Origin of the sequence: Nocardiopsis sp. NPDC057823, from assembly GCF_042797335.1 — a bacterium.
In the GTDB taxonomy this organism is placed as follows: Bacteria; Actinomycetota; Actinomycetes; order Streptosporangiales; family Streptosporangiaceae; genus Nocardiopsis; species Nocardiopsis changdeensis.
On sequence record NZ_JBHVLR010000015.1, the window covers coordinates 43279 to 61842 of the forward strand.

Sequence of the window (18564 nt, forward strand, 5' to 3'; positions counted from 1 at the left end):
TCTAACGGCCCGCTCCCCTCCCCACCCGGGATTTCACCGTATCGTTCCGGTCCGTTCGGTACCGAACCGCCTATATAGCGGCAGAAGCGGGCATGTCGGACGCACCGAGCACGGCGGGGGAGGGGGACAATGGACCCATGGCTTCCCCCGACCCCTCGGACGTCCCTGTGACACGGGGCGTCCCCTCGGACCTGACCCATCCGCCCACCGGAGTCTCCCACCTGCGCAGATACGTCAGCCTGCGCGGACCCAACGCCCGGATGTGGATCGCCGTGGCCTACTTCTCGGCCACCCTGACCCTCGGCTTCCTCGTGGTCCTGGGCTCCACGTTCTGGCACGTGCTCAACGACGAGACGACGGTCGGGTCGGTGGCCCTGTGGGTCTCGGCGTCGCTGACGATGATGTTCATCGGCCCGGTGAGCAACGTGTTCGTGCTGCGCGGCCTGCCCCAGCGCATCACCCGGCAGGGGATCAGCGCCGACAGCGACGGCGTCACGGTGCTCCAGGAGCGCAAGTGGTGGTTCCCGGGCGAGGGCACCTTCATCGCCTGGCCCGAGATCCGGCGCATCCGCGAGGAGACCGTGGTGGCCCACCGGACCACCTACTTCATCGAGTTCTCGCTGGACACCCCCCGCACCGACGCCGAACTGCCCTCCTGGGCCGAGAGCGCCGGCGCCCTGGGCCTGGAGGAGGACCCCGAGGCGGCCACCCAGTTCTACGTCCAGGTGCCCAAGGACCTGGAGGAGAAGATCCTGCGCATGATCGAGAACACCGCGCCCTTCCCCGGGATCGTCCAGCGCGTCCGCCCCAAGGCGGCCTAGGGGGTGCGGCCGCCGAGCCTGCGCGTCAGCTCGGCGGCCGCGTCGCGCACCCGGCCGGCCAGCGCCTGGGGGGTGACCGGCCGGGCGCTGGGCACGGTCAGGCTGATCGCCGCCGCGGGGCGCCCGTTGTGGTCCAGTGCCGCGGCGGCCACCGACACGAACCCCTCCGTCACCTGGCCGTCCTCCATGGACCAGCCCTGCCGCGCCTCCTCGGCCAGCACCCGGCGCAGCTCGGCGGGGTCGCCCGGGCCGCGCCCGGTGCGGTCGGTGAACGCCGCCGCCCCGGGGTACAGGGCGCGCACCTGGGCGCGCGGCAGCAGCGCCAGCATGGCGCGCCCGGACGCGGTCAGGTGCGCGGGCAGGCGCACCCCCACCCCGGTGATCAGCGACGGCGCGTGCGGCGGCTGCTCCTTGAGCAGGTAGAGCGTGTCGGCGCCGTGCAGCACCCCCAGGTGCGAGGTGGCTCCGGTGGCCTCGGTGAGGCGCGCCAGCAGCGGCCGGGCCAGCCGTTCCATACCGTCGTGGCGCAGGTAGGCCGAGCCGATCTCGAAGGCGGCCACGCCCAGCCCCCACCTCCGCTCCTCCGGCAGGTGGGTCACGAACCCCTCCTCGGCCATCGCCTCCAGCAGCTGGTAGACGCTGGAACGCGGGATGCCCAGCTCCGCGGCGGCGGCCGCCGCCGACACCGGCCCCGGGCGCGTCGCCAGGAACCGCAGGAGCCGCAGGGCGCGGGTCGCCGCCGGGACGATGCTCATGCCCCGAGTCTGCCACGGAATCCTGCATACGCATTGGCGCCATAGTGGCGCTGAAATAACTTCAAATCAGCTGAACCGGGGTTATGATGACCCCATGAGCGCTATCCAGATCAAAGACGTCCCCGATGAGGTCAGAGAGGCCCTGGCCGCGGAGGCCAAGAGGTCGGGCAAATCGCTCCAGGCGTACTTGCTCGCTCTTTTGGAGAAAGAGGCCCGCTTCGCACGCAACCGCGCGATCGTCGAGCAGACGCCGTTGCCCGGAGCCAAGCTGACCGTGGAGGAGATCGTCGCCGCGGTGCGCGAGGCCCGAGGAGACGGCGCCCCCGAGTCCGGAAGTGAAGTGGCGTGATCGTTGTCGACACCTCGGCCCTCGTCGACCTCTACCTCGGAGTGTCCGGACACGGTTCCGGAGTCGCGCAAAGAGTCCTCGGCAGCGACCCGGAGTGGTACGCGCCGAGCCATCAGCCGGTGGAACTCCTGAGCTCGATGCGGGGGCTCGTGCTGGGGCACAAGATCCCCCTGCCCGACGCGGAGGCCGCGCTCAAGCTCTACGGGATGCAGACCATCGGCTACGTCGAAGTGGTCGGGGCGATCGCCGAGCGCGTCTGGGAGCTGCGCAACAACGTCAGCGCCTATGACGCCGCCTACGCGGCGGTCGCCGAAGCGCTGGACTGCGCCCTGGTCACCGCGGACGCCCGACTCGCCGCGGCTCCGGGACTGCGCTGTGAGGTGAGGGTCATCCGCTAGCCGGAGGCCGTCTGTCCGGTATCTCAGACACAATGGCCGTGTCGGGCCTGCGGCGGTGGTGGCGCGGGGTGTCGAATGGGGGCATGTCCACAGCAGTTGCTCCCGTCACCGTCGGCGGCGCCCCGCTCACCCCGGCCCAAGTCCTGGCCGTCGCCCGCCACGGCGCCCACGTCACCCTCACCGAGGAGGCCCGCAAGGCCGTCCGGCACGGCCGCGAGCGGGTCGAGGCCCTGGCCCGCGGCGAGGTCCCCGCGTACGGCGTCAGTACCGGGTTCGGCGCCCTGGCCACCCGCCACATCGCGCCCGACCTGCGGGCGCGGCTGCAGCGCTCGCTCATCCGCTCGCACGCCGCGGGCGCCGGCCCGGAGGTGGAGCGCGAGGTGGTGCGCGCGCTGATGCTGCTGCGCCTGCGCACGCTGGCCTCGGGCAACACCGGGGTCGAGGTGGCCACCGTCGAGACCCTGGCCGCCCTGCTCAACGCCGGGATCACCCCCGTCGTGCACGAGTACGGCAGCCTGGGCTGCTCCGGCGACCTGGCCCCGCTGTCGCACGTCGCGCTGGCCCTGATGGGGGAGGGCGACGTGCGCGACTCCGCCGGGGAGCTCAAGCCCGCCTTCACCGCCCTGCACGAGGCCGGGATCACGCCGGTGGAGCTGGGCGCCAAGGAGGGCCTGGCGCTCATCAACGGCACCGACGGCATGCTCGGCATGCTCGCCCTGGCCTGCACGGACCTGGAGCGGCTGCTCAAGGTCGCCGACATCACCGCCGCCATGAGCGTGGAGGCGCTGCTGGGCACCGACCGGGTGTTCGCCGACGACCTCCAGCGGATGCGCCCCCACCCCGGGCAGGCCGCCTCCGCCGCCAACCTGCGCGCCCTGCTCGCCGGCTCCCCGATCGTCGCCTCCCACCGCGGCCCCGACTGCAGCCGGGTCCAGGACGCCTACTCGCTGCGCTGCGCCCCCCAGGTGGCCGGCGCCGCCCGCGACACCCTGGCCCACGCGCTCACCGTCGCCGGCCGGGAACTGGACAGCGTCATCGACAACCCGGTGGTGCTCGACGACGGCCGGGTGGAGTCCAACGGCAACTTCCACGGCGCGCCGGTGGCCTACGTGCTCGACTTCCTGGCCATCGCGGTCGCCGACGTGGCGTCCATCGCCGAGCGCCGCACCGACCGCATGCTCGACGTGTCCCGCTCGCACGGGCTGCCCGCCTTCCTGGCCGACGACCCCGGCGTCGACTCCGGCCACATGATCGCCCAGTACACCCAGGCCGCCATCGTCTCCGAGCTCAAGCGCCTGGCGGTGCCCGCCAGCGTCGACTCCATCCCGAGCTCGGCGATGCAGGAGGACCACGTGTCCATGGGCTGGTCGGCCGCCCGCAAGCTGCGCCGCGCCGTCGACGGCCTGACCGGCGTGCTGGCCGTCGAGCTGCTGACCGCCGCCCGCGCCCTGGACCTGCGCTCGCCGCTGGAGCCGGGCCCGGCCACCGGCGCCGTCGTGCGCGCCCTGCGCGAGCACGTCCAGGGCCCCGGCCCCGACCGCTACCTGGCCCCCGAGATCGCCCGGGTCGGCGAACTCATCACCGACGGCTCGGTCCTCGCAGCCGCCGAATCCGTCACCCCGCTGCAGTGAGACCCCCAGGAGGACACGGCACCATGAGCACCCCGCGCACCGTCCGCGCCGCCCGCGGCACCACCCTGTCGGCCAAGGGCTGGCAGCAGGAGGCCGCCCTGCGCATGTTCCACAACAACCTCGACCCCGAGGTCGCCGAGCACCCCGAGGAGCTGGTGGTCTACGGCGGCACCGGCAAGGCCGCCCGCGACTGGCGCAGCTTCGACCGCATCACCGCGTCCCTGCGCGACCTGGAGGGCGACGAGACCCTGCTCGTGCAGTCCGGCCGCCCGGTCGGCATCATGCGCACCCACGAGTGGGCGCCCCGCGTCCTCATCGCCAACTCCAACCTGGTGGGCGACTGGGCGAACTGGCCCGAGTTCCGCCGCCTGGAGGCCCAGGGGCTGACCATGTACGGGCAGATGACCGCCGGTTCGTGGATCTACATCGGCACCCAGGGCATCCTCCAGGGCACCTACGAGACGTTCGCGGCGGTCGCCGCCAAGCGCTTCAACGGGACGCTGGCCGGCACCATCACCCTGACCGCCGGCCTGGGCGGCATGGGCGGCGCCCAGCCCCTCGCGGTGACCATGAACGACGGAGTGGCGATCGTGGTGGAGTGCGACTCCAGCCGCATCGACCGCCGCATCGAGCACCGCTACCTGGACGTGCGCGCCGACGGCCTGGACCACGCCCTGGAGCTGGCGACCGCCGCCCGCGACCAGCGCCGCCCGCTGTCCATCGGCGTCCTGGGCAACGCCGCCGAGGTGTTCCCGGAACTGCTCTCGCGCGGGGCGCCCATCGACATCGTCACCGACCAGACCTCCGCCCACGACCCGCTGGCCTACCTGCCCGCCGGGGTGGCGTTCGAGGACTGGAAGGGCCTGGCCGCCGCCAAGCCCGAGGAGTTCACGGTGCGGGCCCGCGAGTCGATGGCCGCGCACGTGGAGGCGATGGTCGGGTTCCTGGACGCGGGGGCGGAGGTGTTCGACTACGGCAACTCCATCCGCGACGAGGCCCGCCAGGGCGGGTTCACCCGGGCCTTCGACTTCCCCGGGTTCGTGCCCGCCTACATCCGGCCGCTGTTCTGCGAGGGCAAGGGGCCGTTCCGGTGGGCGGCGCTGTCGGGCGACCCCGCCGACATCGCCCGCACAGACCGCGCGATCCTGGACCTGTTCCCCGAGAACGAGCACCTGGGCCGGTGGATCCGCATGGCCGGCGAGCGGGTGGCGTTCCAGGGGCTCCCGGCCCGCATCTGCTGGCTGGGACAGGGCGAGCGGGCCGCCGCCGGACAGCGGTTCAACGAGCTCGTGGCGGCCGGGGAGATCTCCGCCCCGCTGGCGATCGGCCGCGACCACCTGGACACCGGCTCGGTGGCCTCCCCCTACCGGGAGACCGAGGGCATGAAGGACGGCTCCGACGCCATCGCCGACTGGCCGCTGCTGAACGCCCTGGTCAACACCTCCTCGGGCGCCTCCTGGGTGTCCATCCACCACGGCGGCGGCGTGGGCATGGGCCGCTCCCTGCACGCCGGCCAGGTCAGCGTCGCCGACGGCACCGACCTGGCCGCCGCCAAACTGGAGCGGGTGCTCACCAACGACCCGGCCATGGGCGTCATCCGCCACGTGGACGCCGGGTACGAGCAGGCCGAGCAGGTCGCCCGGGCCCACGGCATCCGCGTTCCGATGCGCGAGGGGGAGTAGGGTCCCGGTGGCGCAGCACGGCACCGCCCCCGACGCGGGGGCGTTCGATCGGATGTGGGCGGACCTGGCCCCGGTGGGCCGGGACCCGGACGGCGGCTACCGCAGGTTCAGCTGGGAGGGCGCCGACACCGACGCCCGGGCCTGGTTCGTCCAGGAGGCGAAGGCCCGCGGACTGGACGTGCGGACCGACCGCAACGGCAACCTGTGGGCCTGGTGGGGCGCGCCGGGGCCGGGCGCCGTGGCCACCGGTTCGCACCTGGACTCGGTGCCCTCGGGCGGGGCCTTCGACGGCCCGCTGGGGGTGGTGAGCGCACTGGCGGCGGTGGACGAGCTGCGCCGGCGCGGGGTGCGCCCGGCGCGGCCGCTGGCCCTGGCGGTGTTCGTCGAGGAGGAGGGCGGCCGGTTCGGCGTCCCCTGCCTGGGCAGCCGGCTGAGCACCGGGGAGATCTCCCCGGAGCGGGCCCTGGGCCTGACCGACGCCGACGGGACGACCTGGGCGGCGGCGATGGAGCGGGCCGGGCTGGACCCGGCGGCCGCCGGCCCCGACCCCGCGACCCTGGGACTGCTCGACGTGTTCGTGGAGCTGCACGTGGAGCAGGGCCGGGCGCTGGAGGACACCCCGCACCCGGTGGGCGTGGGCTCCTCCATCTGGCCGCACGGCCGGTGGCGGCTGGACTTCACCGGCCGCGCCGACCACGCGGGGACCACCCGCCTGGAGGACCGCAACGACCCCATGCTGCCGTTCGCGCACACCATTCTGGCCGCCCGCGAGATGGCGGCCGCACACGGCGCCCGCGCCACCGTCGCCAAGGCCCGGGTCATTCCCAACGGCACCAACGCGATCCCGTCGCTGGTCAACGCCTGGCTGGACGCGCGGGCCGCCGACGAGGCCGCCCTGGAGGCGGTCGTGGCCGGGGTGCGCGGGGCCGCCGAGCGCGCAGCTCTGGAGCACGGGGTGGGGGTGGCGGTGACCGCCGAGTCCCGCACCCCGCTGGTGGCCTTCACCGAGGGCCTGCGCGACCGGCTCGGCGCGGTGCTCGCCGGGGACGGCCCGGCGGTGCCGGTGCTGCCCACCGGCGCCGGGCACGACGCCGGGGTGCTGGCCGCGCACGTCCCCACCGCCATGCTGTACGTGCGCAACCCCACCGGGGTGTCGCACTCCCCGCACGAGTGGGCGCGCCCGGACGACTGCCACGCCGGGGTGGCGGCCCTGGCCGACGTCCTGGCCGACCTGCTCACCGGAGAGGCGGTCCGATGAGCGCGCCGACCCGCCTGTGGTGCGAATGGGCCTGGACCGGCTCCGCCGACGGCACCCCCGAACCGGGGGTGCTGCTGGAGGTCGCCGGCGGCCGGTTCACCGCGGTCACGGCCCGTACCGCGGCCCCCGCCGACGCCGAGGTGCTGCCCGGGGTGACCCTTCCGGGCCTGGCCGACGCGCACTCGCACGCCTTCCACCGGGCGCTGCGCGGGCGCACCCACGCCGACGGCGGCTCGTTCTGGACCTGGCGCGAGGTGATGTACCGGGTGGCCGACCGGCTCGACCCGGACACCTACCTGCGCCTGGCCCGCGCGGTCTACGCGGAGATGGCCCTGGCCGGGGTGACGTGCGTCGGCGAGTTCCACTACCTGCACCACGCCCCGGGCGGGGTCCGCTACGCCGACCCCAACGAGATGGGGCGGGCGCTGGTGGCGGCCGCCGCCGACGCCGGGGTGCGGCTGACCCTGCTCGACGTCTGCTACCTGGCGGGCGGGCTGGAGCCGGACGGGACGTACCGGCCGCTGGCCGGGCCCCAGACGCGGTTCGGCGACGGCGACGCCGCCGGTTGGGCCGAGCGGGTCCGCTCGTTCGGTCCGCTGCCCGGTCACGCCCTGCTGGGCGCGGCCGCCCACTCGGTGCGCGCGGTCCCGGTGCGGGAGCTGCCCGAGGTGGCGGCCGCCGCCGCGGGGATCGGCGGCCCGCTGCACGTCCACCTGTCGGAGCAGCCCGCCGAGAACGCGGCCTGCCTGGCCGCCCACGGCCGCACCCCCACCGCAGTGCTCGGCGACGCCGGGCTGCTGGGGGAGCGCACCAGCCTGGTGCACGCCACCCACCTCACCGACGGCGACGTCGCGGCGATCCGCGGGTCCCGCTCGGTGGTGTGCCTGTGCCCCACCACCGAACGGGACCTGGCCGACGGCCTGCCCCGCACCGGCGACCTGGACGCCCGCAGGCTGAGCCTGGGCAGCGACCAGCACGCCCGGATCGACATGTTCGAGGAGGCGCGCGCCGTGGAGCTGCACGAGCGGCTGCGCACCCACCGGCGGGGCACCCTGGGCGCGGGCGACCTGCTGCGCGCGGCCACCGCCCACGCCACCCTGGGCTGGGACGACGCGGGCGCGCTGGCCGCGGGGTCCCGCGCCGACCTGGTCAACGTGCCCCTGGAGGGGGTGCGGCTGGCCGGCGCGGACCCGGCGCGCGGGGTGGACGCGGTGGTGTTCGCCGCCGACGCCTCCGACGTGCGCAACGTGATGGCCGACGGGCGCTGGACCGTCCGCGACGGCGTCCACACCCGGATGCCCGACCTCGCCCGCGACCTCGACACGGTGATCAAGTCGCTGATTTGAGCGCCCCCTGCTCGGGTTGTCGGGTATTCGAGCGAATACGGATTGTCATCGGTGATTCCTAAGATTCGGTTCTGAAGAGAGAGGGGGTGTTCCCGCCGATGTTGACCGCGTACCGGTACCGGTTGTCGCTGACCGATGAGCAGGCACAGCGGTGTGTCGAGTACGGGGCGATCTGTCGTGCGGTGTGGAACACCGCTCTGGACCAGCGCCGTCAGGTCCTCCGGCGGTGGCGGCGCGGGCAGGATGTCCCGTTCTGCGGCTACCGGCTGCAAGCCGCGCAACTGGTCGAGGCCAAGGCCGAAGAGGAGTGGCTGAGGGTCGCGCCGTCGCACATCCTCCAGCAGACGTTGAAGGACCTGGACTTCGCGTGCCGTCGCCACGGCACGTTCAAGGTGCGCTGGCGTGCCAAGGGCCGGTGGAAACCGTCGTTCCGGTTTCCGGACGGGCCGCGGATCGCGGTGGAGCGCTTGGGCCGCAAGCACGGCCGGGTGAAGCTGCCCAAGCTGGGGTGGGTGCGATTCCGGTGGTCCCGTGCCCCGCAGGGCACGATCCGTTCGGCGACCGTCTCTTTGGACGGTCGACACTGGTACGTGTCGCTGCTGTGCGAGGACGGCGAGCACACTCCCGGGATCCATGCCGTTCCGGGCAGCGCGGCGGGGGTGGACCGGGGGGTGGCGGTGGCGGTGGCCACCAGCGACGGAGACCTGTTCGACCGCACCTTCCAGACTCCGAAAGAGCACGAGCGGGAGCGCCGCCTGCGCCGTCGGCTGTCCCGCCGGTGCCGGGGATCCGGCAACCGGGCCAGGACCAAGGCCGCGCTGTCGGCGCTTACCGGGCGGGTCCGCGCCCGCCGCGCCGACTTCTGCGCGCAGACCGCGGCCGTGCTGTGCGCGAAGAACGCGGTGGTGGTGCTGGAGAGACTCCGCATCGCGAACATGACCGCCTCCGCCAAGGGCACCGTCGAGATGCCGGGGCGGAACGTGCGGGCGAAGGCGGGGTTGAACCAGGCGATCCTTTCCAAGGGCTGGCACGGTTTCAAGCTCGCCTGTGAGAACAAGGCCCGCCGCACGGGGACCCGTGTGGTGGAGGTCGATGCCGCGTACACGTCGCAGACCTGTCATCCGTGCGGACATGTGGACCCGAAGTCTCGCGAGAGCCAAGCGAGCTTCCGGTGCACCGTGTGCGGGCACCGGGAGAACGCTGATGTCAACGCGGCCAAGAACACCCTTGTGCGCGGATGGGCAGAAATCCCCTTACCGGGGTGAACCGTGCCAGCCTGCGGAGACCTCTGGGATGCCATGTCCGTGAAGCAGGAACCGGCTGCCGCCGTGAGGCGGACAGCGCCGACCGGGCCGCACGGCCCGGTCGGAATCCTCCTCGCCCGCGAGGAGGAGGAAGCCAACAAGGAGACCCTCAAGTGACCGACGTGCCCGAGAGCATCCTCATCGACGACATCGCCACCCTGGTCACCAACGACCCCGGGCTGGGGGAGGGGGCGGTCGGCGCCGTCGAGGACGCCGCCCTGGTCATCGAGGGCGGGACGGTGGCGTGGGCCGGTCCGCGCGGCCGGGCCCCGGCCGCCGACGCGCGGGTGGACGCCGCCGGGAGGTGCGTCCTCCCCGGTTTCGTGGACTCCCACTCCCACATCGTGTTCGCGGGCGACCGCAGCCGCGAGTTCGCCGCCCGGATGAGCGGGACCCCCTATTCCGCCGGGGGCATCCGCACCACCGTGGCGGCCACCCGGGCGGCCTCGGACGCCGAGCTGCTGGGGCGGGCGCGCGGCTTTGTCGCCGAGGCGCGCGCCCAGGGCACGACCACCCTGGAGGTCAAGTCCGGGTACGGGCTGACCGTCGCCGACGAGGCGCGGTCCCTGCGGGTGGCGGGGCGGGTGACCGACGAGGTCACCTTCCTGGGGGCGCACGTGGTGGCGCCCGAGTACGCCGACGACCCGCAGGGGTACGTGGACCTGGTCACCGGCCCGATGCTGGACGCGTGCGCCCCCCACGCGCGGTGGATCGACGTGTTCTGCGAGCGCGGCGCCTTCGACGAGGAGGCCTCGCGCCGGGTGCTGGCCGCCGGGATGGAGCGGGGGCTGCTGCCCCGTGTGCACGGCAACCAGCTGGGCGAGGGCCCGGGGGTCCGCCTGGCGGTGGAGGTGGGCGCGGCGTCGGTGGACCACTGCACCTACCTGTCCGCCGAGGACGTGGACGCGCTGGCGCAGGCGGGCGGGCGGCCCGAGCCGACCGTGGCGACCCTGCTGCCGGGGGTGGACTTCTCCACCCGGCAGAGCTACCCGGACGCGCGGGCGCTCATCGACGCGGGCGCGGTCGTGGCCCTGGCCAGCGACTGCAACCCGGGGTCGTGCTTCACCTCCAGCCTGGCGTTCTGCATCGCCGTCGCGGTCCGCGACATGGGGATGACCCCCGACGAGGCCGTGTGGGCGGCCACGGCGGGCGGGGCGCTGGCGCTGCGCCGCACCGACGTGGGCCGGCTGTCCCCGGGCGCCCGCGCCGACCTGGTGCTGCTGGACGCGCCCAACCACCTCTACCTGGCCTACCGGCCGGGCGTCCCCCTGGTCGCCGCGGTGTGGAAGGACGGCGTCCTGGCCCACGGCCGCCCCTGAGCCCCGTTCGGAGCGGCGGGGCGCAGAACTCAACGGGCGCCTAACGTCCCGGAAACCTGCGTCCCCCAACCTGGGATCACGTCGGTGCGCGTCCCGCCGCCGCGGGGACAGCGTCGTCCCCGCGGCGGCGGGAACATCTTCTCCAGGGGGCGCTGTGGGTCTGTGGCGCATCAGGACCGCGGTCGAGGACCGGCCCGGCGGTCTGGCCGGACTCGTCGGAGCCCTCGCGGGGTGCGGCGGCGACATCGTGGGGCTGTCCATCCACACCGACGTCTCGGGCGTGGTGGACGAGTTCGTGGCGGAGATCCCGGGCGACCCCGGGGCGGCGCTGCGCGCGCTCCAGGAGCACTGCCCGACCGGGACGGTGACGGCGGTCCCCGCCCACCGGCGCGAGGTCGGCGACGACGTGACCCGGGCCCTGCTGCTCACCGCGCGGCTGCGCGCCCACCCCAACCGGCTGCCCGACGCGCTGGCCGAGCTGCTGGCGGCCGACGGGGCCCGCTGGACCAACCTGACCCGGGCCGAGGGCCCGGGCGGCCCGGAGCCGGGCACCTCCCTGCTGGTGCCGGTCGGCCCGCTGCGCGGGGTGCTGGTGCGCCGCGCCTCCCGCCCCTTCACCTGGACCGAGTCCAGCCGCGCCGACGCCCTGGTGCGCTCGGTGATGCCCTCCGCCGGCCCGGTGCCCACCGACCGGATCGTCCGTACCGGAGAGGGCGTCCCGCTGTCGTTGCGCCAGGTGCGCGAGGCGGACGCGCCCGCCGTGGTGGACCTGCACCGCCGCTGCACCCCCGAGACGGTGCGCGGTCGCTACCTGGCGGGGCTGGCCGAGCCGACCCCGCAGATGCTCCGCGTGTTCTGCGACCCCGAACGCGGCCTGACGCTGGCGGTGCGGCCGCAGGGGGAGGAGGAGCCGGTGGCCCTGGGCCACCTCATGTACACCCTGGACCCGGGTGTCGGGGAGATCGCGTTCCTGGTGGAGGACGCCTGGCAGGGCCGCGGTGTGGGCACCGCGCTGGCCCGGGCGCTGACCGTCGTCGCCGCGGACTGGGGGCTGGCGGAGGTGCGGGCGGAGACCACCCTGTCCAACACCGCGATGCTGCGGATCATGGGCCGCTCCGGCGCCTCGGTGCGGGTGCAGGAGGGCTCCTACGTGCACGCGCGGCTCCCGGTCGCCGAAGCCCTGCAGTCCGGCCCCTCCGGGGAGCGGGAGGGCCGCCTGGCCCGCCTCATGGGCCGCGGCTGACCGTCCGCACGGGAACGGGGGCCGACGGCACCGGGGGTGTCGCCGACCCCCGTTCGTGCTCGACGCGTCGAGGCCGTCTCCTGGGGCACGGGAGCGCTCGTCCGTGGAGGAGTGCTCGGGTGCGCGGGCGGTCGCGGGCGGTGCCGGACCGGGCGCGGGTGTTACTCGCCGCTCTCGTCGGCCTCGGCGCCCGCGGTCTCGGCGGACTTCTTGGTGGCGCGGCGCTTCTTGACCGGGCGCGAGTAGTCGACCAGCGGCTCGAAGCGGGCCTCGTGCTCCTTGAAGCAGTCGGCGCAGGCGTCGACCTCGCGGACGGTGCCGTCCCAGGCGAACTGGATGACCTCAGTCGCCTCGACCTTCTCCTCGCGGACGGCGTGGGGATCGCAGTACTTGCGCGTGAAGACCTCGGTGACCACGGCGGGGATTTCCCTTCGGTATCGCGTTGAACAGTGCAGGACCCCCTGATCATACACCTGTACGAACGAAACGGCCGGATGTTCACCGGGTTCGCCGTGCAAGGGTTCGGGGTCGCCCCGAAGCCTAGCGAAGACCGGGGACCGTTGCGGCCCGACGGCTCCGGCGTGCCCGCGTTGAACAGGGCCTTCCCCGCTTCCGCGCACGTGTGATCCGGGTCGCGTGATGTGCGGCGATTTGGTGCCGCCTGTAGTCGCGACTTCTTCTTCGTCCGTTCCTGAAACGGTGTCCGGTGATTTCCCCCAGTCGATTTGCGCATTTGATGAACACGGGGTGGAAACCGTGGCTAGGGTGTTGCCCGTACCGCTCGGAAATAGGGGGGCGCCCGCGGCGGGTGCGGGGGTTCGCACACGTTCGCCGCGGACGGCGCGCCGAGCGGTGGCGGGGCCGCGGGGGAGCGGTGCCCGGGAGAAGGTGAATTCAGGGGGAGGGCCGTGGTCGATTACATGGAGGGCGTCTACAGAAGGCGCGTGCCGGAACCCGGAGGGGAACTCCACGCGCCCCCGGGCAGGTCGGCGGCGGCGCGGCGGCGCGCACAGGCCGATATCGCCCACGCCTGCGAACGCATGTCCGTCGATCCGGGCTTCGTTCGACTACGAAGGAGATTCGCGATTCAGGCGGGCCTGCTGGTCGCCGCCTTCCTCGGCAGTTACATGTCCTATCTGCTGCTGTCGGCCTACGCGCGCGATTTCATGAGCATCCGGATCGCCGAATCCGTCAATGTCGCCCTGGTCATGGGAATAGGGCAGTTCCTGCTCACCTTCGTGCTCGCCTGGGCGTTCGGCCGTTTCTCGGAACGCGCGATCGACCCCCTGGCCGCACAGGTCCGGGACCGCGCCGCCGGCGGCGCCCGGCCGTACCCGGCCGCGCGGGACGGGGCGGACGGCGCGGCGGTGCGCCCATGACCGCGGCCGGCGCGCCCGGGGTGATCGGTGCCGTCACGGGGGACGGCGCCGCCCACCTCCTCGCCGCGCCCACCGCGCTGGACGGCCGGTTCGGCGTCGCGCACGCCTGGACCATCGGGCTGTGCGCCCTGTTCGTCCTGGTCACCCTGGCCATCACCATCCGGGCCCGGCGCACCACCAGGGGCGCCGTCGACTACTACGCGGGCGGGCGCGGCTTCTCCAGCACCCAGAACGGCCTGGCGCTCACCGGCGACTACCTGTCGGCCGCCTCGTTCCTGGGCATCGCCGGGATGATCTCCCTCCAGGGGTACGACGGGTTCCTGTACTCCATCGGCTTCCTGGTGGCCTGGCTGCTGGTACTGCCCATGGCCCAGCTGATGCGCAACACCGGCCGGTTCACCATGGCCGACCTGCCCGCGTTCCGGATGCGCCGGATGCGGGTGCGGCTGGCCTGCACGGTCTCCACCGTCATCGTGTGCGTGTTCTACCTGGTCGCCCAGATGGTCGGCGCCGGCGCGCTGGTGTCGGTCCTGCTCGGGCTGCACGACGGCGGCACCTTCCTGGGCGTGGACGCCGCCCAGGCCCGCACCGGCGCGATCGTGCTGGTCGGGGTGCTGATGATCGTCTACGTCATGTACGGCGGCATGAAGGCCGCCACCTGGCTCCAGATCATCAAGGCGGTCGTGCTGCTGGGCGCGACCGGGCTGCTCACCGTCCTGGTCCTGGCCATGTTCTCGTTCGACCCGCGCGCCCTGCTGGGCGCCGCCGCCGACGCCAGCGGCCACGGGCCGGCGTTTTTGGAGCCGGGGCTGGGCTTCGGCGTGGAGGTGCCGGGGGAGCCGGCGACCACCATGTTCAACAAGCTCGACCTGATCAGCCTGGGGCTGGCACTGGTGCTGGGCACGGTCGCCCTGCCGCACATCCTCATCCGCTTCTACACCGTGCCCGACGGGCGCTCGGCGCGCTCCTCGGTCAACCGCGCCATCCTCATGGTCGGGGCCTTCTACCTGATGACCCTCGCCCTGGGGTTCGGTGCGGCCGCCCTGGTGGGCTCCGAGCGCATCCTCGCCCTGGACCCCTCCGGCAACAGCGCGGTGCCGATGCTCGCCGAGGAGCTGGGGCGGCTCACCGCCGGGCCGGTCGGCGCCGCGGTGCTGCTCGCGCTGATCTCCGCGGTGGCGCTGGCCACCATCCTGGCGGTCATCGCCAGCCTCACCCTGGCCTCGTCCTCCTCCATCGCCCACGACCTGTTCGGGCACATCCTCATGTGGGGGCGCCCGCGCGAGTCGCAGGAGGTGGCGGTGGCCCGGTTCTCCGCGTGCCTGATCGGCGCGGTGGCCATCGCGCTGGCCGTGCAGGCCCAGGAGCAGAACGTGGCGTTCCTGGTGGGCCTGGCCTTCGCCATCGCGGCCGCGGCCAACCTCCCGGTCATCGTGCTCACCATGTTCTGGCGCCGGTTCAACACCAAGGGCGTGGAGTGGGGCATCTACGGCGGTCTGGCGTCCACCCTGCTGCTCATGCTGTTCTCGCCGGTGATGTCGGGCAAGACCGACCCGGTCACCGGGGAGAACCTGTCGGTGCTGCCGTCGTGGGTCGACATCGGCTTCTTCCCCCTGGAGAACCCGGCGCTGATCGCGGTGCCCGTCGGGTTCGCCTGCGCGGTGGTGGGCAGCCTGCTCTCGCCCGAGCGCAACAGCGCCCGGTTCACCGAGCTGCGGGTGCGCTCCCTCACCGGCTGGGGCGCCGACCAGGAGTGACCGCGGGGCGCCCGGGGCCGGGCCCGGGGAGGGGGTCAGGGGCGGCGCGCCCGCTCCAGGGCCCGGGCCAGGTCGGCCAGCAGGGCGGGGATCTCCGGCGCGGAGCGCGCCGCGGCGTCCCAGGCCCGGGCCGCCTGCTCCAGCCGGTCGGCCACGGTCGGCTCGTCGGCGCCCTCCCGGCGGATCCGGGCGTCCCGCCTGCGGAAGGAGGTGCGCGTCGCCCACAGGGCAGCGGCCACGAACGGCCGGTACAGGCCCCGGCCGCGCACGTCCAGGACGACCTTCACCGACCAGCGCCCCGCCGGGGTCGCCGCCGCTTCGACCCATCCCTCCACCCGGGCCATGGCGTGGGTGGCGGTCAGGTGCACCGGCGGCACCGGACCGTCCTCCAGGGCGGCGTACCAGGCGTCCAGGTCCAGGTGCAGGGAGGCCGAGGCCGAGCGCAGCCGGGGGCCGCGCCCGGGCAGCCGGACGTCCAGGGTCCAGTCCAGGGTGCCGGCCGCCCCGTCGTGGGACACCGAGCCCCAGGTCACCGGGGCGTCGCCGGTGCCGGCGGTGTCGGGCATGGCGTACTCGACGGAGGCGCGGCCCCAGGGGTCCCAGGAGGTGACGGTGACCCCGGTGCTGCTCCACCCCTTGTCCTCGTCGTCGCCGGGTTCGACGGGGACCCCGTCGGGGGAGAGCTCGGCGACCAGGTAGTGGGCGCGCTCCTGGAGGTGGCGGCCGGTCTGGAGCTGGAGCCCCGACCGGGCCGCCAGGGCCTCCAGCGCCTTCCGGCGCTCGGGGTCGGGCGAGCCGTCGCGCAGCTCCGCGGCGGCGGCCTCCCGCCGGGCCAGCCGCCCGGCGCGCTCGCGCACGTCGACGAGCCCGAGTTCCCCGGCGCGCTCGACCAGCGGGGCGAGGTCCTCCTCGGCGGGCGGCAGCAGCCAGCCGCGGCCGTCGAACCGGCAGGCCGCGGCCATCTCGTACAGGCCCGCGACGATCCGGTCCACCGTTCCCCGGTCGGCGGGGGCGAGGTCGAACGTATGGCTCAGGCGGGTCACGGCGTCTCCGGGATTCGGTGCAACAGCGCGGCGTTCCCCAGGGTACGGGCCGGGGCGTCGGTACCGGTCGGCACAATGGCCCCATGGGTGTCTACGTGGTGTTGCTGCGCGGGGTCAATGTCGGTAAGCACAACCGGATCGCCATGGCCGACCTGCGGGGCCTGCTCGGCGACCTGGGCTACCGGGACGCCGCCACCCACCTGCAGAGCGGGAACGCCGTGGTCGCCTCGGGGGACGAGGGGCCGGAGGCGGTGGCCGCGGCGGTGGGCGCGGGGCTGCGCGAGCGGTTCGGGCTGGAGGTGCCGGTGGTGGTGCGCACCGCGGAGGCGCTCGGCGCCGCGGTGGAGGCCAATCCGCTGGAGGTGGTCGACCCCTCCCGTTTCCTCGTCCTGTTCTGCTCGGGGACGCTGGACACCGCGGCGCTGTCCGCGCTGGACCCGGCGGAGTACCCGCGCGAGCGCCTCGCGGCGACCGCGACCGAGGCGTACACCGTCCACGAGGAGGGCCTGCGCTTCGCGCGGCTGCCCGACGTGGTGGCCCGGCACGCCGACGGGTTCGTCACCGGGCGCAACTGGCGGACGGTGCTCAGGCTCGCGGAGATGGCGCGCTCCTGACCCCTGCCGAAATACTTGTCCGAGAGAAAACATCTGTCCGAGAGAAGACCACGGCGCGTTCCCCGAATGGACGGTGGTGCCGGTGCCGAGACGATGGACCGTGATCCTGCGCGACCGGGCCGACACGGCGCGCCCGATCCGTCCCGAGGACTGCCACGGCCTGCTCAACCGCTGGTGGCCCCACCCTCCGGAGGAACACGCGCTGGCCAAGCGGTGGGCGATGAACGGCTGGCCCGCCCCGCTGGGCGACCGGCTGTACCACTGGACGCTGACCTGGCTGGACGACGAGGTGCCGCCGCCCTCGGACCCCGAGGAGGCGGTGGGCCGGGTCCAGCGGATCGGCGACCACCTGCTCGAACCCCTGTCGGTGACCCGCACCTTCGACCGGCGCTACGGGGAGCTGCTGGCCGGTCCGCGGGGGCCGCTGCCGGTCCGCTCGGCCGAGCTGCGCAGCCGCACCCCCGTGGTCACCGCCACCCGGGACTCCTCCGGTGAGCGGATCCCGCACGTGTGGCCGGGGCCGCGCCGGATCTTCGGGGCGGTGCACCGCTCCGGCGGCGGGATCGTCGGCGGCAGCGGGGCGATGGGCGCGGTCGCCCGGTTCGCGCCGCCCGCGCTGGCGGGGGCCTGGCTGGAGTCGGCGTTCGAGGGGCTGGACCTGGTGCGCCGCCTTCCCGTGCCCGGTGAGGAGATCCGGCTGGCCGAGCACCACCAGGCCGAGGGCCGCACCGTGCTGGGCTGGCAGGGCGGGCTGCGCCTGGAGCTGACCGGCGGCGACCGGCGGCACGCCGAGGCCTTCACCGCCCTGCTGGAACTGGTGGAGCTGACCGGCGTGGGCAAGTACACGGCGCAGGGCTTCGGCTCGGTGCTGGTGGACACCGTGACCCCGGGCGCCCCGTCCTCCGCGGCGGTGGCCCAGAGGGCCCGCCGCGCCCCCCAGCGGCCGCCCTCCCGGCCCGGGCCGCTGGAGACACGTGCGGCGGTGGCCGGGCTGGAGGAGTTCGGAGGACTGCTCTTCGACTGAGGGGCTCGCGGCCGGGGGCGGTGGCGGGCGAGGTCCGCGGCGGGCGGGGACGCCGGAGGCGCTGTCGTGCACGCGCGGGGGCCGGGGCGCGGGAGGAGGGGGACGACCGGACCGGCGGGGCCGCCTGCACGCGGGGTCGAAGGGCGCGGGGGCGGTGGATCTCGTCGCCGTGCGGCTCCCGGCGGGGTGGGGCCGGGGAACCGGTCCGGAACGGCTCCGGTCGGGGCGTTCCGGGGAGGGGGACCGTGGGGTCCGCTGCCCGTCCGGGTCAGGAGGAGCGCCGGTCGGCGGCCCGCTCGCGCAGGGACCGGGCCAGGTCGCGCAGGTGCGGGACCAGCTCCTGCGGGGTGAGCGGGGCGGGCTCCGGAGGGGCGGTCGGAGCGGGCTCGTGCTGGGTGATCGTCTCTGATGTGTGCGGCGACACCGGGGAACCTCCGTACCGTGGGTGGTTCGTGCATGGAAACCCTCTCGGACAGACACGGGCGGCGGCCGCCCGGCCCCCTCGCCGGGTGGCCGGTTCGGGCCAATCCCCTCCCCGGGGATGCCTCGCCGCCCTTGTGCTGGTAAGGGTTGTGGGCTGTCGATGGGACCGGACCGTCCGAGAGTGGTGGACGGGTCCCGCCCGGCCCACGCCCTGCCCC

At 74.3% G+C, this 18564-nt stretch carries 18 protein-coding genes; 14 read left to right on the forward strand and 4 right to left on the reverse strand.

The window, feature by feature from the left end; translation table 11 throughout:
• Positions 1 to 137: 137 nt before the first annotated feature.
• Positions 138 to 821 (forward strand): hypothetical protein, encoded by a 684-nt coding sequence (locus tag ACFVNO_RS22360; protein ID WP_355269276.1) that lies wholly within the window; start codon positions 138 to 140, stop codon positions 819 to 821.
• Here the strand turns inward: ACFVNO_RS22360 and ACFVNO_RS22365 are convergent.
• Positions 818 to 1576, reverse strand: a complete 759-nt coding sequence (locus ACFVNO_RS22365) for an IclR family transcriptional regulator (RefSeq protein WP_355269278.1) — start codon at positions 1574 to 1576, stop codon at positions 818 to 820. The genes ACFVNO_RS22360 and ACFVNO_RS22365 overlap by 4 nt on opposite strands.
• Positions 1577 to 1670: 94 nt before the next feature.
• Here ACFVNO_RS22365 and ACFVNO_RS22370 point away from each other — a divergent pair, with 94 nt between their 5' ends.
• The 9 genes from ACFVNO_RS22370 to ACFVNO_RS22410 all read left to right on the forward strand — a co-directional run bounded on the left by ACFVNO_RS22370 (position 1671) and on the right by ACFVNO_RS22410 (position 12106).
• Complete coding sequence (locus ACFVNO_RS22370; RefSeq protein ID WP_378895477.1) at positions 1671 to 1925, forward strand: hypothetical protein; 255 nt, start codon at positions 1671 to 1673, stop codon at positions 1923 to 1925.
• Positions 1922 to 2323, forward strand: coding sequence for a type II toxin-antitoxin system VapC family toxin (locus ACFVNO_RS22375; protein ID WP_220560025.1), 402 nt, complete (start codon positions 1922 to 1924; stop codon positions 2321 to 2323). Before ACFVNO_RS22370 ends, ACFVNO_RS22375 begins: the two co-directional genes overlap by 4 nt.
• 83 nt (positions 2324 to 2406) lie before the next feature.
• Entirely contained in the window at positions 2407 to 3954 is a 1548-nt protein-coding gene (gene hutH, locus ACFVNO_RS22380) for a histidine ammonia-lyase (protein ID WP_220560026.1), read from the forward strand.
• Positions 3955 to 3977: 23 nt separating this feature from the next.
• A complete protein-coding gene (gene hutU / locus ACFVNO_RS22385) occupies positions 3978 to 5636 on the forward strand; it encodes a urocanate hydratase (RefSeq protein WP_378895480.1) in 1659 nt (552 codons plus the stop codon).
• Between the two features lie 52 nt (positions 5637 to 5688).
• Positions 5689 to 6894, forward strand: a complete 1206-nt coding sequence (locus tag ACFVNO_RS22390) for an allantoate amidohydrolase (protein WP_378895558.1) — start codon at positions 5689 to 5691, stop codon at positions 6892 to 6894.
• Positions 6891 to 8240 carry a formimidoylglutamate deiminase gene (locus ACFVNO_RS22395; RefSeq protein ID WP_378895482.1) on the forward strand — a complete coding sequence of 450 codons (1350 nt, stop codon included), beginning with the start codon at positions 6891 to 6893 and terminating at the stop codon, positions 8238 to 8240. Before ACFVNO_RS22390 ends, ACFVNO_RS22395 begins: the two co-directional genes overlap by 4 nt.
• Before the next feature lie 86 nt (positions 8241 to 8326).
• Positions 8327 to 9505, forward strand: a complete 1179-nt coding sequence (locus tag ACFVNO_RS22400; RefSeq protein WP_378895484.1) for an RNA-guided endonuclease InsQ/TnpB family protein — start codon at positions 8327 to 8329, stop codon at positions 9503 to 9505.
• Positions 9506 to 9657: 152 nt separating this feature from the next.
• The gene (gene hutI / locus ACFVNO_RS22405) at positions 9658 to 10863 is read left to right on the forward strand and encodes an imidazolonepropionase (protein ID WP_355269288.1); all 1206 of its coding nucleotides are present in this window, start codon (positions 9658 to 9660) and stop codon (positions 10861 to 10863) included.
• Between the two features lie 154 nt (positions 10864 to 11017).
• Entirely contained in the window at positions 11018 to 12106 is a 1089-nt protein-coding gene (locus tag ACFVNO_RS22410) for a GNAT family N-acetyltransferase (protein ID WP_355269290.1), read from the forward strand.
• A gap of 161 nt (positions 12107 to 12267) precedes the next feature.
• Here the strand turns inward: ACFVNO_RS22410 and ACFVNO_RS22415 are convergent, their stop codons facing one another.
• The gene (locus tag ACFVNO_RS22415) at positions 12268 to 12522 is read right to left on the reverse strand and encodes a hypothetical protein (RefSeq protein ID WP_355269292.1); all 255 of its coding nucleotides are present in this window, start codon (positions 12520 to 12522) and stop codon (positions 12268 to 12270) included.
• Positions 12523 to 13014: 492 nt separating this feature from the next.
• On the opposite strand from ACFVNO_RS22415, the gene ACFVNO_RS22420 reads away from it, so the two are divergent.
• Together ACFVNO_RS22420 and ACFVNO_RS22425 are read left to right on the forward strand one after the other, a co-directional pair.
• Positions 13015 to 13485 (forward strand): DUF485 domain-containing protein, encoded by a 471-nt coding sequence (locus ACFVNO_RS22420; RefSeq protein WP_355269294.1) that lies wholly within the window; start codon positions 13015 to 13017, stop codon positions 13483 to 13485.
• Positions 13482 to 15242, forward strand: a complete 1761-nt coding sequence (locus ACFVNO_RS22425) for a cation acetate symporter (protein WP_355269296.1) — start codon at positions 13482 to 13484, stop codon at positions 15240 to 15242. Before ACFVNO_RS22420 ends, ACFVNO_RS22425 begins: the two co-directional genes overlap by 4 nt.
• Before the next feature lie 35 nt (positions 15243 to 15277).
• Here the strand turns inward: ACFVNO_RS22425 and ACFVNO_RS22430 are convergent, their stop codons facing one another.
• On the reverse strand, positions 15278 to 16285 hold the full coding sequence (locus ACFVNO_RS22430; protein WP_355269298.1) for a hypothetical protein: 1008 nt from the start codon (positions 16283 to 16285) through the stop codon (positions 15278 to 15280).
• Positions 16286 to 16368: 83 nt separating this feature from the next.
• On the opposite strand from ACFVNO_RS22430, the gene ACFVNO_RS22435 reads away from it, so the two are divergent.
• Together ACFVNO_RS22435 and cas6 are read left to right on the forward strand one after the other, a co-directional pair.
• The gene (locus ACFVNO_RS22435; protein WP_355269300.1) at positions 16369 to 16899 is read left to right on the forward strand and encodes a DUF1697 domain-containing protein; all 531 of its coding nucleotides are present in this window, start codon (positions 16369 to 16371) and stop codon (positions 16897 to 16899) included.
• 73 nt (positions 16900 to 16972) lie between these two features.
• On the forward strand, positions 16973 to 17923 hold the full coding sequence (cas6, locus tag ACFVNO_RS22440; protein ID WP_355269302.1) for a CRISPR system precrRNA processing endoribonuclease RAMP protein Cas6: 951 nt from the start codon (positions 16973 to 16975) through the stop codon (positions 17921 to 17923).
• A 268-nt stretch (positions 17924 to 18191) separates the two neighbouring features.
• Here the strand turns inward: cas6 and ACFVNO_RS22445 are convergent, their stop codons facing one another.
• Positions 18192 to 18347 (reverse strand): hypothetical protein, encoded by a 156-nt coding sequence (locus ACFVNO_RS22445; RefSeq protein WP_355269304.1) that lies wholly within the window; start codon positions 18345 to 18347, stop codon positions 18192 to 18194.
• Positions 18348 to 18564: the final 217 nt, after the last annotated feature.

Coding starts and splice junctions, on each gene's coding strand:
- ACFVNO_RS22360 (WP_355269276.1), top strand. CDS start 138: ATGGCTTCCCCCGACCCCTCGGACGTCCCTGTGACACGGGGCGTCCCC.
- ACFVNO_RS22365 (WP_355269278.1), bottom strand. CDS start 1,576: ATGAGCATCGTCCCGGCGGCGACCCGCGCCCTGCGGCTCCTGCGGTTC.
- ACFVNO_RS22370 (WP_378895477.1), top strand. CDS start 1,671: ATGAGCGCTATCCAGATCAAAGACGTCCCCGATGAGGTCAGAGAGGCC.
- hutH (WP_220560026.1), top strand. CDS start 2,407: ATGTCCACAGCAGTTGCTCCCGTCACCGTCGGCGGCGCCCCGCTCACC.
- hutU (WP_378895480.1), top strand. CDS start 3,978: ATGAGCACCCCGCGCACCGTCCGCGCCGCCCGCGGCACCACCCTGTCG.
- ACFVNO_RS22390 (WP_378895558.1), top strand. CDS start 5,689: ATGTGGGCGGACCTGGCCCCGGTGGGCCGGGACCCGGACGGCGGCTAC.
- ACFVNO_RS22395 (WP_378895482.1), top strand. CDS start 6,891: ATGAGCGCGCCGACCCGCCTGTGGTGCGAATGGGCCTGGACCGGCTCC.
- ACFVNO_RS22425 (WP_355269296.1), top strand. CDS start 13,482: ATGACCGCGGCCGGCGCGCCCGGGGTGATCGGTGCCGTCACGGGGGAC.
- ACFVNO_RS22435 (WP_355269300.1), top strand. CDS start 16,369: ATGGGTGTCTACGTGGTGTTGCTGCGCGGGGTCAATGTCGGTAAGCAC.